At 66.1% G+C, this 15,598-nt stretch carries 13 protein-coding genes and 1 pseudogene; 6 read left to right on the top strand and 8 right to left on the bottom strand.

The window, feature by feature from the left end; genetic code table 11:
* Positions 1 to 56: 56 nt before the first annotated feature.
* The gene (locus tag E3T47_RS10810; RefSeq protein ID WP_134556066.1) at positions 57 to 2,336 is read right to left on the bottom strand and encodes a caspase family protein; all 2,280 of its coding nucleotides are present in this window, start codon (positions 2,334 to 2,336) and stop codon (positions 57 to 59) included.
* A gap of 171 nt (positions 2,337 to 2,507) precedes the next feature.
* Between E3T47_RS10810 and E3T47_RS10815 the strand changes: the two genes are divergently transcribed.
* A complete protein-coding gene (locus E3T47_RS10815) occupies positions 2,508 to 4,346 on the top strand; it encodes a hypothetical protein (protein WP_134556067.1) in 1,839 nt (612 codons plus the stop codon).
* A gap of 47 nt (positions 4,347 to 4,393) precedes the next feature.
* On the opposite strand, the gene E3T47_RS10820 is transcribed toward E3T47_RS10815, so the two are convergent.
* Positions 4,394 to 5,251 carry a caspase family protein gene (locus E3T47_RS10820; RefSeq protein WP_134556068.1) on the bottom strand — a complete coding sequence of 286 codons (858 nt, stop codon included), beginning with the start codon at positions 5,249 to 5,251 and terminating at the stop codon, positions 4,394 to 4,396.
* Positions 5,252 to 5,517: 266 nt separating this feature from the next.
* Between E3T47_RS10820 and E3T47_RS10825 the strand changes: the two genes are divergently transcribed.
* Both E3T47_RS10825 and E3T47_RS16105 read left to right on the top strand, forming a co-directional pair.
* A complete protein-coding gene (locus E3T47_RS10825) occupies positions 5,518 to 6,267 on the top strand; it encodes an AfsR/SARP family transcriptional regulator (RefSeq protein WP_166805695.1) in 750 nt (249 codons plus the stop codon).
* A gap of 51 nt (positions 6,268 to 6,318) precedes the next feature.
* On the top strand, positions 6,319 to 7,191 hold the full coding sequence (locus tag E3T47_RS16105; RefSeq protein ID WP_241982180.1) for a TIGR00645 family protein: 873 nt from the start codon (positions 6,319 to 6,321) through the stop codon (positions 7,189 to 7,191).
* Positions 7,192 to 7,431: 240 nt separating this feature from the next.
* On the opposite strand, the pseudogene E3T47_RS10835 reads toward E3T47_RS16105, so the two are convergent.
* Both E3T47_RS10835 and E3T47_RS10840 read right to left on the bottom strand, forming a co-directional pair.
* Positions 7,432 to 7,839: pseudogene (locus tag E3T47_RS10835) on the bottom strand (glycine radical domain-containing protein); the annotation flags it as partial.
* A gap of 7 nt (positions 7,840 to 7,846) precedes the next feature.
* A complete protein-coding gene (locus tag E3T47_RS10840; RefSeq protein ID WP_134556070.1) occupies positions 7,847 to 9,571 on the bottom strand; it encodes an AMP-binding protein in 1,725 nt (574 codons plus the stop codon).
* Positions 9,572 to 9,676: 105 nt separating this feature from the next.
* Here E3T47_RS10840 and E3T47_RS10845 point away from each other — a divergent pair, with 105 nt between their 5' ends.
* A complete protein-coding gene (locus E3T47_RS10845) occupies positions 9,677 to 10,177 on the top strand; it encodes a GNAT family N-acetyltransferase (RefSeq protein ID WP_134556071.1) in 501 nt (166 codons plus the stop codon).
* Between the two features lie 160 nt (positions 10,178 to 10,337).
* Entirely contained in the window at positions 10,338 to 10,517 is a 180-nt protein-coding gene (locus E3T47_RS10850; RefSeq protein ID WP_134556072.1) for a hypothetical protein, read from the top strand.
* 174 nt (positions 10,518 to 10,691) lie between these two features.
* Here E3T47_RS10850 and E3T47_RS10855 read toward each other — a convergent pair whose 3' ends face one another.
* Positions 10,692 to 11,195 (bottom strand): DUF3830 family protein, encoded by a 504-nt coding sequence (locus tag E3T47_RS10855; RefSeq protein ID WP_134556073.1) that lies wholly within the window; start codon positions 11,193 to 11,195, stop codon positions 10,692 to 10,694.
* 24 nt (positions 11,196 to 11,219) lie between these two features.
* Positions 11,220 to 12,644 carry an amidase gene (locus tag E3T47_RS10860; RefSeq protein ID WP_134556074.1) on the bottom strand — a complete coding sequence of 475 codons (1,425 nt, stop codon included), beginning with the start codon at positions 12,642 to 12,644 and terminating at the stop codon, positions 11,220 to 11,222.
* Between the two features lie 165 nt (positions 12,645 to 12,809).
* Here E3T47_RS10860 and E3T47_RS10865 point away from each other — a divergent pair, with 165 nt between their 5' ends.
* Positions 12,810 to 13,544 (top strand): maleate cis-trans isomerase family protein, encoded by a 735-nt coding sequence (locus E3T47_RS10865; RefSeq protein ID WP_134556075.1) that lies wholly within the window; start codon positions 12,810 to 12,812, stop codon positions 13,542 to 13,544.
* 457 nt (positions 13,545 to 14,001) lie between these two features.
* Here E3T47_RS10865 and E3T47_RS10870 read toward each other — a convergent pair whose 3' ends face one another.
* Together E3T47_RS10870 and ehuA are read right to left on the bottom strand one after the other, a co-directional pair.
* Positions 14,002 to 14,760 carry a maleate cis-trans isomerase family protein gene (locus E3T47_RS10870; RefSeq protein ID WP_174844670.1) on the bottom strand — a complete coding sequence of 253 codons (759 nt, stop codon included), beginning with the start codon at positions 14,758 to 14,760 and terminating at the stop codon, positions 14,002 to 14,004.
* Positions 14,760 to 15,554 (bottom strand): ectoine/hydroxyectoine ABC transporter ATP-binding protein EhuA, encoded by a 795-nt coding sequence (ehuA, locus tag E3T47_RS10875; protein WP_166805705.1) that lies wholly within the window; start codon positions 15,552 to 15,554, stop codon positions 14,760 to 14,762. The genes E3T47_RS10870 and ehuA overlap by 1 nt, the downstream gene beginning before the upstream one ends.
* Between the last annotated feature and the right edge of the window lie 44 nt (positions 15,555 to 15,598).

The raw sequence follows: 15,598 nt of genomic DNA on the forward strand, positions 1-15,598 counted from the left end.
CGCGCCCGGTGGCCACAACCCCGCGCACCGGCGCAGCCCCCGCGGAGCTTGACGAGCTACCCGTCAATGAAGTCGGCGGCCGCGCGCAGGAATGCGGCGCTCGCGAGAGCGCGAGCGGCGGCATCCGCTTCACGAGAACCAGCACCACCGCCGCTCCCATGGCTGCCCGGGGCCAGCGGGCCGACACCACCCGCCGCACCAGATTGACCGCCACCGGCCGCCGCCGCATCGAGCAGGGCCGTGATCGCATCGGGAATGGCTCCTGCCGCAGCAGAGACCGCCCCCAGCGCATTCTCAGCCGGCGTACCACCCTCGGCACCACCAGCACCAGCACCAGCCAGCGGCGCCAGGAAGATGCGCGACTTCGCCGCCCGCGGACCGTTGAAGGCCGGGTTCTGCCGCGGCTGGCTCGAGAACACTTCTCGTACCCTGGCCAGGAATTCACCGTTGGTCAGCCGGTTCGCGCTGGGCACCACGAGCGGGCTTGCCGCCACGGTGAAGTCGCCATGCCCGCCCGTCTCGTAGGCGACCTCGGTGGGCTTGCACGCGCTGAACAGCACTTCCCGCGCCAGTGCCCGCTTGCCTGCCCGGGCGGGCGTGCCGCGTTTGACCCGATAATTTCTGCTCGTGGCCTCGTCGGGAATGATGAATCGCGCCCGACGACCATGGGGAGCGGATGCCGCACTAAGTTCGGCAACCTCGGCCGGCTGCAGCTGCAACCGGCGTTGGCCATCGCCGGAGTGGCAGGAATCGAAGAAAGCCGTGAGGCTGACACCATCGGGCAGCTGATCGAAGATCTCACCCAGGTCGTCGTCGATGATCAAGTTACCCTCGCGAAAGTCGATCGGGCAGAGCGCTTCGTCGTACTTCTTCTCCGCGTTGCCGGCCTCGGCTTCGTCGCCGTCGAGGTCGTCGACGTAGGTGCCATGGCCGGCGTACTGAAAGGCCAGCACATCGCCGGCGACGCTGCTCGCGACCAGGTCGAGCAGCCCGAGCAGAATGTTCTGCCGGGTCGCCTCCGCGTCGAGCAGGGTGCGCACCGCGAACCCTGCGGCGGCGAACTGTGCGGCCCAAGCCTCGGCATCCGCTACGCAGCCGTAAAGAGCATCGCCGCCGGGGTAGGCATTGATACCCACACAGAGTGCGTGGTGGGTGCCGGCTTGCCGGGGTGCTGAAGGCCCGGGAGCCGGCCACATTTCGTCGCTGAGGTCGCGGGTGACCGGGAACGATCGGATGCGCGAGCTACCGGTGACCCGGCGCGCGACGCTGTCCATCGTGGGAATGTCGCCGTCGAAACCGCCATGACTGGTCGACGTGCTGCGATTCGTCAACGGGCCCGTTGTCGTTTTCGACCAGACGATGTCAGCGGCCCCGCCGTTGCCGGGTGACCCGCTTGCGCCGGACAGGCCGAACAGCCGGGCGAGCACCGGGTCGGCGCGCAGGCACTCCTCCAGGCCGAGAATGGGCGAGAACTCCTCGGGCTCGAGCGAGGCCCGTACGAGGTAGAGCAGGGATTTTCCGTAGGCGCCGAGGCAGGTATCGTCGCGTTCGAGCTTTTCGGTCATGGTGAACAGGGCGAGCGATTGCACCCCGTCGCCGATTAGGGGCACGATCTGCTGCTCGAAGACGTCGGTGCGCACGGCGGGCGCGAGCAGGCTGAGCGTCTCTACGGCCGGCAACCCCGCCTTCAACGCAACAGGAATGAAGAAGGAGTGGAAGATCGACCCGGCGCTGTGCCCGACCGCGTGCACGCTGATCGTGCCGCCGTGCGCCGTGCAGTACGCGCCGAGCGCCTCGGCCACGTAGCGGGCGCCGCCGTCGCCGGCCGATGCCGCCTCGGCCGAACGCTTCATCTGGCCCCAGATGTCCTGGCCTTGACCGAATCGAGCGGCCAGTTCGAGCACCCGGTCTTTCGCTTCGTCGAGCCAGCCTCGGCGGCCCTGTGCCCAGTCGCCGACCGCGCTCGTGATGGCCCCGGCGAGACTGGTCTCCCACACGAAGTGAATCGGGTACACGCCGTTGGACTTCCACCAGTCCACCTGGACCTGGGCGATGCGCAGCCCGGATTGCTCGTCGACGAGCCCGCCGTGGGCGTAGAAGACCACTGGAACAACACCCCCATGCTCGGCTACGAAGGCGGGAAGGTGTGTAGCGAAAATGGCGTCGACATCCTTTTTCGACGTCGCGAACGCCCCGGACGACGAGAATTTGCCGCCGCTGAGGTTGATCACGTACGGCCGCAGCTTGTCGAGCTCACTCTTCGGTAGTGGCGGCTGCCGTCTCGTAGCCACCGGGTGAGCGGGGCCGGTCGACTGGGCGGGGCTCGATTCGGACATGGCACCGTTCCTTTCATGGTCCAACACGTGCGCCGCCGCAAAGATCGGCCCTGCGATTATGGCGCTCAAGCGTTACTGCGGCGTTACTGCACGCGTACTGCACCTCGTCGCCTTGACAGACCCGGTCTTCGGTTACATAGTGCAGGCACAACGGATGCTGCGGGGGCCACCATGACCACTAGTACCGACCCCGGATCGGGCAATCCGGGACATAGCGGCCTGCAGGTCAGCCTGACCGTGCTGGCCGAGGGGCCATTCACCCGCGGCCCCGACGGACCACTCACGACGACCCTGCGGGTTCCGGTCGAGCGGATCGGTCCTGGGCCGCGCAGTGCCCGGTTCGACGTGATCGTGCGGCGCCCCGGTGAGAAACCGTTCAGTCTCGAACTCGGCTCCCCCACCCCACCCTGGATGGTCGTCGATGAAAGACCCCCCGACGGTCTCACCGCCCTGCTGCAGGACAGTCGGTTTCTGGCGCAGCAGGTGTACGCGGTGGCGGCATCCACTCTGGCTCTGTTCGAATCGACGCTGGGGCGTCGCATGGGCTGGGTCGGCGGCGGCCGGCTCACCATCAGCGCCTACGACCGGGTCTCCTATCGGGAGTCTGGCTACTATCGTGACGATGGCCTGATTCGCTTCGGGCACAAACGCGACGGCCGCACCGAGAAAGCGGTGCCGCTCGCCCTGTTTCGGGATCTCGTGGCGCACGAGGTCACGCACGCGATCGTCGATGGCTACCGCCCAAAGTGGGCCGATTCCCATGCAGAAGTCGACCAGCTCGCCTTGCACGAGGCCATCGCCGACCTCGTGGCGCTGCTCTCGGTGTTTTCCACGCAGACCCTGGTCGAACAGCTGCTGACCCAGAACGGCGGTGACCGCCTCGACCTCGACACCCTCGACGAGAACCTGCTGCGCAGCGACCTATTCCGCCTCGGTGACGGCCTGTTCACCCGCGGCTCGGCCCGGCCGTCCCTGGCCGATGACCTGGCCCCGAACTGGCGCACGCTGAGCGACCCGCACCGGCGCGGCGGGGCGATCGTGCAAGTGCTGCTGCGCGTGGTGGCTCGGCTGTGGCGGAAGCGTCTCGATCTGCCCGGCGGCCGCTCGAGCCTGTACCAGGTGGCGCGTGCCGGGGCATCCGTTGGCCGCCAGGTCTTGAGCATGCTTATTCGCAGCCTCGGCTACATGCCGCCGGTCGATGTGACCTGGGAAGACCTTCTGCGCGGCATTCTCGCCGCCGACCGGGCAGTCGTGCCCGACGATGACCTCGATTACCGCGGCGTCGTCGTGGCGGCCTTCGCCGAGGCCGGAATCGTGCTGCCCACACCCACCGATCTCTACGGCGTGTCTACCTTCACCAGCCTGCGGTATCCGGTGCGACTCGCCGCCCTGAGCTCCGATCCGGAGGAGATCGTACGGTTCATTTGGGAGAACCCGATCTTGCTCGCTGCCGCGAAAATCGACCCGACGCGGCCGATCGCGGTCGAACGGGTGCGCCCGACCCTTCGGGTCGGCCCCGACGGATTCGTTGTCTCCGAAATCGGGGCCACGTTCACGCAGGAGTTTCGCCTGAGCACCGCCGAAGCCCGCCGCTTCGGGCTCACCACCCGGGCTCCCGTGTTCATTCGCGGCGGCGGGCAGCTGCGCTTCGACGAGGGTGGGCGGCTCAGCTTCGCCGCGCTCAAACCGATTCTCGACCCGGAACGGCAGCAGGCCAAGCTCGCCATCCAGCAGGCCACTCCTTCAGCGGATGCTGCCCCGCCGACCAACCCGCCAGCCCGTCCGCCCGGCACTTTGCCCGTAACCCCGGCGACCACCCCATCGGCGACCCCGTCGGCCGCTCCGTCGGCGACCCCGTCGGCGACCCCGTCGGCCGATCCGTCGGCCACTCCGTCGGCCACTCCGTCGGCCACTGTGCCGGTCGTGCCCACGCTACCCGGCGCGACCCGGAGGATCGCCGCCCCGCCCCCCGAGGTGCCCGCGCATCAGCGGCCGACGTTTCATCCCTGACAGCTTCATCCCTGACAGCTTCATCCCTGACGGCTTCATCCCTGACGCTAGAACGCGGTACCCCACGCGGTCGATTTTCCCGGAGCGGATGCCTCCAGTTGCGCCCGCTGGGCGAACTTGCGCGCGCGCAGCTTCGCGTTGACCTGCTTGATGACCTCGCCGCGGGTCGAAGCTGACCCGGACCCCAGCGCATCGAGCAGATAATACGTGAACGCCCCGTTATAGCGGCCGTCGAAGTTCGCGTCGGCGGCCGTCTGGTCGGCCCGGCAGGCGGCGAACAGCACCGGTTTCGCCGCGGCCCTCGATGAGCGCACCAGATCGCGCAGTGTGCGGGTATCGGCGCCCTCGGCCTCGGCACCGTTCCGGCCGAGCGGCGTCGGCGGCGGAACGAACCGGGGGCGTCGGTCGTCGACGGTGGGCACCAGATCCATGGCGCGCAGCCCGCTGCCGCTGTGGCAGGTGTCGAGAATCACGTCGAGCAGCACTCCCTTTGGAAGCCGGGTGAACAAATCGTGCAGCTCGTCGTCGAGGATGAGAGAGCCGGCGTCCCAGGCGGGACCGATCTGCCGCAGGTCGTAGGTAGCGAAGGCTTCGTCGACCTGGTCGGCCTCGTCGCCGCTCGTGTCGGGCATCTGGGTGCCATGGCTCGACATGGTGAACACGATGTGGTCGAGGTGCTCCCCCGGCGTATTCGCCCGGTCGAGCGCCTCGGTCATCGCCCCGAGGACGGCATCTTTCGTCGCGGCCTGGTCGGTCAGTACGGTGATACTTGAGTCGGCGAAGCCGAAAGCCATTCCGAGCAGGGCGCTGACGTCAGCGGCATCGTTCACGCAGCCGTTCAACCAGCTGGCCATCGGCATGTTCTCGAACCGGTTGATGCCCACACAGAGTGCGAATTGACTCATGGCCGTCCAATCTCGAGAGCACGTGCCCACTGAGGCTAGCGCTGGCAGCGTTACCGGCGGGTTATTGGAACGGCGGAGTCTGGGGCGGCAGAGCTACGGCCGCGGAGCGACGCGAGCCACGCGAGCCACGCGAGCGGCGCTGTCACGCTCACCGGTGCATCCATTTTGCGGTAGCGGCATTGACAACCATGCCGGGACTGGCCATTCTGGGCGATAGCGGCACCCGTCTATCGTTGCTGTGTTCTCTTTTCGCGGATCGAGCACTCATGGGATTTTCGGCGACACCGGGCTGGGATCTTCGCGTGCTGGGCTTTTGGCAGCTGCGCTACGACGGCGTACCGGTTGAGGTCGGCGCCCGCCAGCAGCGGTTGCTCGCAGCCCTCGCAGTACTGCACACCCAGCCCCGGCACGTGCTCGCCGCCATCCTCTGGCCCGACAGCCCCGAGCGCCAGTCGGCGGGCAACCTGCGCGCGAGCGTCTTTCGGATCTCGCATGAGCTGCCGCGTTTGCTCAGCGCGACCGACCCGTTACAGCTCGACTGCGCAGTGCGGGTCGATCTGCACGAGGTACGAGAACTCATCACCGAGATCACCCTGGCCGGCGCACGCTCCGTGCCGCCGGAATCCATCGATTTGCTGCAGGATGCGAATTTGTTGCCGGGTTGGTACGAGGAGTGGGTGCTCGACCAGCAGAATCATCTGCTCAATCAGCGCGTGGACGCTTTGCAGGGCTTGGCCCGCTCATTCTTGATTTCCAAAAGTTTCAGCCGTGCCCTCGGTGCGGCACGGGCGGCGACGGTCGTGGACCCCCTGCGCGAAAGTGCCCAGCACCTGCTCGTGCGGTGCCACCTCGCCGAAGACAACTATGCATCAGCGGTGCAGGTGTACCGCAGTTTTCGCGCCCACCTGGGCCGCGAACTCGGCGTCGAGCCGTCGACCCACTTCGCTGAACTGCTCGGGTTGGATTCCGCGCTCGGCGAACCCCACCAGCTGGTGCGGGCGATGAAGATGGGTTGACTGCACGTTCACACAGGAAGTTCTCACCCGGGCCCACCATATGATCGATTGGTGACTGAAACAGCCCTCCCTCGCCCCTTCCGCCCCCAGTCCCGCTGGGTGCGGAGCGTCGGCCTGATGATTTTCTTCAGCCGCTGGTTGCAGGCCCCCCTCTACATCGGCCTCATCATCGCGCAGATCATCTACGTGATCGTGTTCATGGTCGAACTCATCAACCTGGGCGGCGACGTCTGGACTTCGCTGACGGTGCCCGGCGATGACGGCGGCATTCACGTTGAAGAAGCCGCGATCATGCTCTCGGTGCTCGGGCTGATCGACGTCGTGATGATTGCGAACCTGCTAATCATGGTCATCATCGGCGGCTATGAGACGTTCGTGTCGCGCATCCGCTTGGAAGGTCACCCCGACCAGCCGGAATGGCTCAGCCACGTCAACGCGAACGTGCTCAAGGTCAAGCTCGCCATGGCCATCGTGGGGATCTCGTCGATCCACCTGCTCAAGACCTTCATCGAGGTCGGCGATTTGGCAGCGCGCGGCACCCCGGTCAGCTCGGACCCGACCGAAACCATCACCGGCAACGTCTACACCTGGGACGGCGTGCTCTGGCAGGTCATCATCCACATGGTGTTCATTCTCTCGGCGATCGCGCTGGCCTGGATCGACCGCATGTCACAGTCGGCTCACGCGGCCCAGTCGCCCATATCATCACCGGCGTCGTCGCCGTCATTCGCGCCGAGCGTCCCCCCGGAGTCGGTGGCCGCACTCGCTGCCGCACCCGCGCGCCGCGAACTCGAAGGCCACGCCGCGCCAGCCTCCACCGGAATTGCCCTGCACCTGACCCAGCTCGGTCAGCTGCGCGATGCCGGCGTGGTGACGGATGCCGAATTCCTCGCCAAGAAGACGGAGCTGCTCGCCCGTTACTAGCGCTGACTAGAACGTCGTGAGGCCTCGAGTACGAAACTGCTCGCGCACCCGATCGAGTAGTGCGGGGTGGGGCGGTTGCACCCCGTTCAGCGGATATGGGATGTTGAGGCGGTTCCAGTTGTCCTCGCCCATCTGGTGGAACGACAGCACCTCGACCCGCGAGACATTGAGCCATCGAGATGTCCCTGTACCTGCTCGTGGTGATATTCGGACCGGCCCAGCAGTGCCGCGACCATCATGTCAGACACTCGTGTGGAAGGTGCGGCTGATCACGTCGAGCTGCTGCTCCCGGGTGAGCCGCACAAAGTTCACGGCGTAGCACGACACCCGGATGATCAGCTACGGGCAGTTCTCCGGGTGTTCAGTGGCGTCTTAGAGCGTCTCGCGGTTGAGCACGTTGATGTTGAGGTGGGACCCGCGCGCGAGCGTGGAAGCGTCGATCAGTCCGACCAGGTTGGTGACCTGCGCGGCCGGAGTGTGGCCGAGGCCGGCCAGCACGACCGTGTTGGTCAGCGAGATGCCGTCTTGCGCTTCAAAGTGGGGCAGGTTGGCCACGCTCAGTGCCAACGCGAGCATACCGTGCGTGTCGCGGCCATTCATCGGGTTGGCTCCCGGGGCGAAGGGCGCACCGGCCCGGCAACCGTCGGGGATGCCGCTAGCGCTTCAGTCCCGAAAACTGGTCGTCGCGCCACTCACCGGGCAGGCGGATGCCGGCCGCCGCCGCGTCGTCTTCGCGCTCGCGCAGCTCGACCCGACGGATCTTGCCCGAGATGGTCTTGGGCAGGTCGAAGAACTCCACCCGCCGCACCCGCATGTAGGCGGGCAGCCCGGTGCGGGCGTGCCGCAGCACGGCCTCGGCGGTTTCGGCGTTCGGCTCCCAGCCCGGGGCGAGGTGGATGTAGGCCTTGGGAATGTTCAGCCGGGTCAGGTCCGGTGCAGGAACGACGGCGGCTTCGGCGACCGCGGGGTGTTCGAGCAGCACGCTCTCCACCTCGAACGGTGACACCTTGTAGTCGCTCGACTTGAACACGTCGTCGGTGCGGCCGATGAAGGTGAGGTAACCGTCGGCATCCACCGTGGCGACATCGCCCGTGTGGAAGAAACCGCCACGAATGGCATGCGCGGTGAGGTCGGGTTCGCCATGGTACCCGCTCATGAGGTTGACCGGGCTCTGCGACAGGTCGAGGCAGATCTCGCCCTCGTCGGCGGGCAGCTCGGTGACCGGGTCGAGCAGTTTGATCGAGACGCCGGGCAGTGGCAGGCCCATCGAGCCGGCTTTCAGCACGGATCCGGGCCCGTTTCCGACGATCGCGGTGGTTTCGGTCTGGCCGAATCCGTCGCGGATGGTCAGTTTCCAGCCGTTGTCGATCTGCCGGATAACCTCGGGGTTGAGGGGTTCTCCGGCGGAGAGCAACTCGCGCAGGCTCGCGGGGCGAGCACCGACATCCGCTTGGATGAGCATGCGCCAGACGGTGGGCGGCGCGCAGAACGTGCTGACCTCGGCGCGGTGCAGCTGCGCGATGAGGGCGTTCGGATCGAACTTGGAATAGTTGTAAACGAAGACGGTGGCCTCGGCGATCCACGGCGCGAAGAAGCAGCTCCACGCGTGTTTGCCCCAGCCGGGTGAGCTGATGGCGAGGTGCACGTCGCCGGGGCGCAGGCCCAGCCAGTACATGGTCGACAGGTGGCCGACCGGGTAAGAGGTCTGCGAGTGCAGCACCATCTTTGGCTTGCTCGTCGTGCCGGAGGTGAAGTAGATCAGAGACGGGTCAGCAGAGGCGACGACCGTCGTGATCGGCTCCGGGCTGACGGCGTAGGCATCGGCGAAGTCAGCCCACCCGGGGCGGGGCTCGCCGACGCCGATGCGGGTGTAGTCGCCGGGAACGTCGTCGAATTTGGCCGCGTCGGCCGAGTTGGCGATCACGTGCTTGACATCACCGCGACGCACTCGGTCGGTCAGGTCGTGCGCGGCGAGCACGGCGCTCGTGGGCATGATGACGGCGCCGACCTTCATGATGGCGAGCATCGCCTCCCAGATTTCCCGTTGGTTGCCGAGCATGAGCATGACGTGGTCGCCACGCCCGACTCCCTGGTGGCTGAGCCAGGTGGCGACCCGGTCGGACCGGTGGGCCATCTCGTCGAACGTGAACTTCTGCTCGCTGCCGTCTTCTTCGACGATCCACAGGGCGATTCTGTTGTTGCCGCGGGCGAGCACGTCGAACCAGTCGGTGGCCCAGTTGAAGTGCTCCCCAACGTCGGGCCAGCGAAACTCCTGTGCGGCGCGGGCGTGATCGTCGCGCAGAGCCAGCAGCTGGTCGCGTGCAGCGAGGTAATTGAGCGTGCTGGTGTTGGTGGTGTTCGTGCTCACCTGGTGAGTCATACGCCGCTGTCTCCTCGAACGAGTCGCCAGGTCCAAAACGGCGACAATTTATTCTGACAGGGCTCGAGGTCAACCGGAACCGGTGGCACGTTCTATCGTTGACGGGTGACCTACTCGATTCGTTCCGTCCTACCCGCCGATCTGCCGCGCCTGCTCGCGCTCAACAATGCCGCGGTTCCCGCGGTCAACGAGTTGGATGCTTCGGCGCTGGCCGCGCTCGTCGAACACAGCCACCTCGCGATTACAGTGGTGCACGACGACGCGACCGATATCGCGCTGGGCTTCGCCGTTCTGTTCGTCGTCGGGGCCGATTACGAGAGCGAGAACTACCTCTGGTTCTCTGCCCGGTCCAACGATTTTCTCTACGTCGACCGCATCGTCGTGGCCGACGGGTATCGCAGGCAGGGCCTCGGCCCGGTGCTCTACGACGCCATCTTCGGTGCGGCCCGCCGCGAGCTCCTCACCGAAGTGCTCTGCGAGGTCAACCTGGAGCCGCCGAATCCTGGGTCGCTCGCCTTTCACGACCGGCTCGGGTTCACTGAGGTCGGCCAGCTGTCGACCAAGGGCGACACCGTCGTGGTGAGCCTGCTCGCGGCATCCGTTTAGCGTGTCGTGGGTGCGTCCGTCGGAACGGGGACAGACGAACTGCTCTGCACACACAGATGGCCGAGAACTTCAAGGGGGGTGCGGTCATCGACGGTTCACCCTATGGTCATGCTGACGTGAGTTATCGCTTACGCAGAATCAATCCAAGGGACCCCCCTCGATGCGAATTACCTGCCCGTTCTGCAAGTCACGAGCCGACCTGAAACCGAACCCCGCGCAGACCCTGCGCATCACTCTCCCCCTCTACGTTCTCAAGTGCACCGGTTGTGAGCGCACCAGCATCCGCGTCGAACCCGTGCGGCTGCCCCTGGTCGTTCGCCAGACGCTCGCGACGGCCTGAGCACTCTGCCTCGGCCTGCGAGACCCGGTCGCGACTAGCGACATCCGCTTCGTGATTGGTGGGCCACCCGGTCTGGCCACGCGAGTCGAGCGGCGTACTCGGCGGCATGCTCTGGTGGCCGCGAACCACCCAACGGGTGGGTGCCCGCCTCGGCGGAACCCGCGAAGCCTGGTGCTATTCGTCGAATCGGGCGTAGGTGAGGGTCTCGCCGCGGGCACCGCCCATCCAGACGTCCTGGCAAGCGGCCTTCATTTCGGCCAGCCCTTCGATGATGGTCGCGAACACATTGCCGGGAACCCATCCGCTGTCACCGTTGATCAGCAGGTTGTTGCGGTCATAGAACACGGCGAGGTCGACGATCGTGCGCAGTTCCTTGGGCCCACCATTGGCCTCATAGCCGTGCGACGGGGTCTGCAGGTCATTGGCCGAAAAGGTGAAGTAGCAGACGTCGCCGGGAATTGGGGTGATCGTCGTGTTCTCAGCGCCGGGTTCGGCGGGAGCGAAAGCCGGCACGAGGTTGTAGATCTCATTGCGGGCATACTTGCCATGAAAGACCTGGCCGCTCAAGGGGAGGGCATCCCAGACGGCGTTGCTTGTGCGGGGCGCGTCAACGTCGAGCAGGACGGCCTTGCAGCTGACGCCGCGCTGCTCCAGGGTGATAGTGATATAGCGAGCCATGGTGGGTCCTTGTCTGGTTGGGGTTCAGCGGATCGTTGGTGTCAGGTGGGACTCGACGCGGTGCCCGGTCGGCCACTGCGTGGCTTGCTCGTAGGCCGCGGCGACCCGGAGGATGCGTGCATCCGCGTGGCGCGGGCCGACGATCTGCAGCCCTACCGGCAGATTCTCGTTCGTCACGCCGCACGGCACGGTGATCGCGGGCTGCTGGGTGAGGTTGAATGGGTAGGAATACGGGGTCCACGAAGTCCAGTCCGGCGATGCCGACCCGGCTGGAACGTCCACGCCGGCCTCGAACGCGGTGATCGGCAGCGTCGGCGTGAGTAGCACGTCGTATTGTTCGTGCAGCACGCCCATGTCGTGGCCGAGTTTCATGCGCACGGCGGTGGCGTCGAGAAAGTCGCTTGCCGAAAAATTGGCGTGACGTTCAAGCGCGGCGCGCAGGCCGGGGTCGATCTTCGAGGCGGCGGCCGGGCCGAACGGCTCGAGCACCTTGGCCGCGCCGGCAAACCAGAGCACGTGGTAGGCCCAGGCCGGGTCGCTCCAGCCGAGGTCGACTTCGGTGACCTCGGCGCCAAGATTCTGCAGCACGCTGACGGCGGTGCGCACGGCGGCCTCAACCTCCGGATCGTTCGTGCCATAGCCGAGGTCGGAGCTGAAGGCGATGCGCAGGCCCTGCACGCCGTCATGCAGCCCGGTACGGAATGAGGTGGTCGGCGGCGCGGCTGACGACCAGTCGCGCGGGTCGGGGGCGGCGAGCACGTCGAGCATGAGGGCGACATCCGCGACCGAACGGGCGAGCGGTCCGGCGTGTGCAAGGGTCCCGAACGGGCTGGCCGGATAGAGCGGAATCACCCCGTAGGTGGGTTTGAGGCCGACCACGCCGGTGAAGCTGGCCGGAATACGTACCGAGCCGCCGCCATCCGTTCCCACCGACCAGGCACCCATGCCAGCGGACACCGCGGCCGCACTGCCGCCGCTCGACCCGCCGGACGTTTTCTCGTGGTTCCACGGGTTGCGGGTCACGCCGGTGAGCGGACCGTGGGTGACACCCTTCCAACCGAATTCGGGACTCGTCACCTTGCCGAGCAGCACTGCACCGTTCTCGCGCAGCCGGGCCACCGCGGGGGCGTCTTCGGTCCAGTCGTTGCTTTGCGGCGTGATCAGTTGTGAGCCACGCCGGGTGGGCCAGCCGCGAGCGAGCATGAGGTCTTTGATCGAAGTCGGTACGCCGTCGGCGAGACCCAGCGGCGTGCCGGCCTGCCAGCGCGCTGCGGATGCACGCGCGCCGTTCAGCGCGGATTCCGCGTCGACGAGACACCAGGCATTAATCGCTTCGTCGTCGCTCTCGATCGCGTCGAGCGCGGCCTGCGTGACCTCCACCGGTGATATCTGGCCGGCGCGGTAGGCGGCCACCAACTCGGTGGCCGTGGCCCATCTGAGTGAATCCATGAGTGGCTGCTCCTTCGCACGGAATCGGGCCGGTCTTTCCGTGACAATGGCCAGCCCGCAAGATTGTCGACAATCATGAAGCTATCATAAAATAATGCCACTCTTGTAGTATTGTCTACATTCTATCAATAATTTCACGAACGTGTGACTTGCAGGGAGATCCAGATGAGCGTCACCGTCGGCATGCTTTACCCCGGCTTCGGAGCCGAAGACGACTACCCCTTTTTAGAAGATGCACTCGGCGGATATGCCCGAGTTCCGCTCGTGCACACCTCGGTCGGTGTCGACGCCCATGAGGTCGAGGCACTGCTCGATCTAGGTAAGAGCGAACGCTTGCTCGAGGGGGCTGCCGCGCTCAAAGCATCCGTTCCCGACGCGGTCATGTGGGCCTGCACCTCTGGCAGCTTTGTGTTCGGCTGGGAGGGTGCGCACCAGCAGGTTGCCGAGATCGAGGCTGCTCTCGGGGTGCCCGTGTCGTCGACCTCGCTCGCCTTCGTCGAGGCCGTGCGCGCCCTACGGTTCACAACCGTCGCCGTCGCCGCGACCTACCCGTATGACGTCGCGCAGCACTTCGCCCAGCTGCTCGGCACGGCCGGCATCGAGGTGCTCGAACTAGTCAGCCACGACATCAAGACGGCCGCCCTCGCCGGCGAGCTCGACCACGACGGCGTGCTCGCTCTGGCCCGCAGCAACGACAGCCCCGCCGCGCAGGCCATCCTCATTCCCGACACCGCACTACACTCGGCGCGCTGGATAAACGAACTCGAAGCGGCGCTCGGCAAGCCCGTGCTCACCGCCAACCAGGTCACGGTGTGGCAGGGCTTGCGGCTGGCCGGCGAGATTCACTCCACCGACCGGCTCGGCACCCTGTTTCGTGACGCGGCGGTTCTCCCCCAGTAGCGGATCCCACCACACCGCTCGATGATTTGTGAACTAGGGGCTCCGGGCAATCAGGCCGGCCACGATGAGGAGGGCTAGGAGTGCGATCAAGATGGCCGCCGCCCCGAGCAGCTAAACGCGGCGCCGTTTGCCCTTCGGTGATCGGCGCACCGCGAGCCCGCCGGCACAGAGGACACCGGCAGCGACTGGCGCGTCTCGATCCCCGAGATAGTTGTGTTCAGTACGCTCTTGCATTTGCGCGTGAGTGGGAACCTCGAGGCTAAGCCGGAACTTCACGGCGATTCCCCGATCTCTTGAGAGTGCAAGCTGTGGCTGTTGAACCGACTACGCGTCCGTGACACGTGATCGATCCTTTCTGGTGCCGCGCGAAATGCAGGATGCGCTATCGGAGAAGATAGCTGGCGTGTTGTCCCTATCGATGTCTTGCGCACACCTGACCTCATTCAGCGAGCGAATCCTACGCGAGCAGGTGCTGTCCGGGTCCGACGGCCGCCAAGCCCAGGGCCTTGAGCGCGGCCCAGACGGTGACCTGGTTCGCCGAGATGATCGGTTTGCCGAGCTCCAGTTCGAGCGGCGCGAGAATGTCGTAGGTCGGCAGGTTGGTGCAGCTCACGAAGATGGCCTCTGCCTCGGGCACATCGGCATTGCGGATGAGCTCGATCGTGGTGGCATACGGCACCTGCCATATATTCTCGCCGAGGCCGAGCGAGGATTGCGCGACGACCGAGCGGCCACTTTCGGCGAGAAAGTCACCAAGCAGCGCGGCGAGGTCGGCGACGTATGGTGTGACGACGACGAGTCGTTGCACGCCGAGGTAGTCGAGGGCGTCGACGAGCGCGCCAGAGGTCGTGATTCCGCGGGGTGCTCCCCCGCGTTCCATCGCGGCTGAGATGCGATTGGAGCCGGTGACGCCATTCACGAAGCTGCCCGAGGTGCAGGCGTAGGCCATGACCTCTGGGCTGACGCCGCTCAGGTTGCGGGCCGCGGCCAGAATGTCGGCCGTTTCGCTCACCTCGAGGGCGAGCTCGACGCTGACCGGCTCATCGACGAACACTGTGCGGGTGAAGAATAAGGAGACCTCCGGCGGCATCCACCGCCAGAGTTCGCGGTCGAGGGCCATGTCGAACGGGCAGATAACCCCGATCCCGCGCTGGCGCAGCGGCCCCTCGGTTGGCGGACGGTAGATCTGCCTGGCGGCAGCAGCAGCGTCTGGCATCAGTGCTTGAGCACGGCCTGCAGAAAGGCGCGGGTACGCTCCTCCTGCGGGTTCTTGAAGATCTGTTCCGGCGGACCGCTCTCGACGGCGGAGCCGTGGTCGAACATGACCACCCGGTCGCTGATCTCCTCGGCGAAGCGCATCTCGTGAGTGACCATGAGCATGGTCATGTCGGTGCTGTTGGCGAGGTTGCGAATGACGTTGAGCACCTCGCCGATCAGTTCCGGGTCGAGGGCCGAGGTCGGTTCGTCGAACAAGAGCACCTTGGGTCGCATGGCCAGGGCGCGTGCAATCGCCACCCGCTGCTGCTGGCCACCGCTCAGCTGCGGCGGGGTGTGGTTCATGTGCGTGCCGAGTCCCACCAGCTGCAGCAGTTCGGCGGCCCGGTCACGCGCTTCGGCCTTGTTCATGCCGAGCACGTGCACCGGAGCTTCGATGATGTTCTCCAGGGCGGTCATGTGCGGAAACAGGTTGAACCCCTGAAAGACCATGCCGATCTTGCGGCGGGTGGCGCGCATGACCTTGCTCTCGCGAATCTTGTCGCCGAGCTTTACATCCCAGAGCACATCCCCGTCAACGTTGACCTGCCCCTCGGTGGGCGACTCGAGCGTCATGAGGATGCGCAAAATGGTGGTCTTACCCGACCCCGACGGACCGATGATCGACACCTTCTCCCCAGGGTTCACGTTGAAGTTGAGTGCCTTGAGCACCTGGTTGTCACCCCAGTTCTTGCTCACGTTGTCGAACGCCACGATGGGGCCGCCGGCCACGATCGGTGCCGAACCGGTGGGCATGCCCGTGATGCGGTCGGTGCGCGGGCCGCCGGAAAGGACAGTTT

It is taken from the genome of Cryobacterium ruanii, assembly GCF_004404055.1.
GTDB classification, from domain to species: Bacteria; Actinomycetota; Actinomycetes; order Actinomycetales; family Microbacteriaceae; genus Cryobacterium; species Cryobacterium ruanii.

Coding starts and splice junctions, on each gene's coding strand:
- E3T47_RS10810 (WP_134556066.1), bottom strand. CDS start 2,336: ATGTCCGAATCGAGCCCCGCCCAGTCGACCGGCCCCGCTCACCCGGTG.
- E3T47_RS10870 (WP_174844670.1), bottom strand. CDS start 14,760: ATGCCAGACGCTGCTGCTGCCGCCAGGCAGATCTACCGTCCGCCAACC.
- E3T47_RS10850 (WP_134556072.1), top strand. CDS start 10,338: ATGCGAATTACCTGCCCGTTCTGCAAGTCACGAGCCGACCTGAAACCG.
- E3T47_RS10865 (WP_134556075.1), top strand. CDS start 12,810: ATGAGCGTCACCGTCGGCATGCTTTACCCCGGCTTCGGAGCCGAAGAC.
- E3T47_RS10820 (WP_134556068.1), bottom strand. CDS start 5,251: ATGAGTCAATTCGCACTCTGTGTGGGCATCAACCGGTTCGAGAACATG.
- E3T47_RS10825 (WP_166805695.1), top strand. CDS start 5,518: ATGGGATTTTCGGCGACACCGGGCTGGGATCTTCGCGTGCTGGGCTTT.
- E3T47_RS10815 (WP_134556067.1), top strand. CDS start 2,508: ATGACCACTAGTACCGACCCCGGATCGGGCAATCCGGGACATAGCGGC.
- E3T47_RS10860 (WP_134556074.1), bottom strand. CDS start 12,644: ATGGATTCACTCAGATGGGCCACGGCCACCGAGTTGGTGGCCGCCTAC.
- ehuA (WP_166805705.1), bottom strand. CDS start 15,554: ATGCCCACCGGTTCGGCACCGATCGTGGCCGGCGGCCCCATCGTGGCG.
- E3T47_RS10855 (WP_134556073.1), bottom strand. CDS start 11,195: ATGGCTCGCTATATCACTATCACCCTGGAGCAGCGCGGCGTCAGCTGC.
- E3T47_RS10840 (WP_134556070.1), bottom strand. CDS start 9,571: ATGACTCACCAGGTGAGCACGAACACCACCAACACCAGCACGCTCAAT.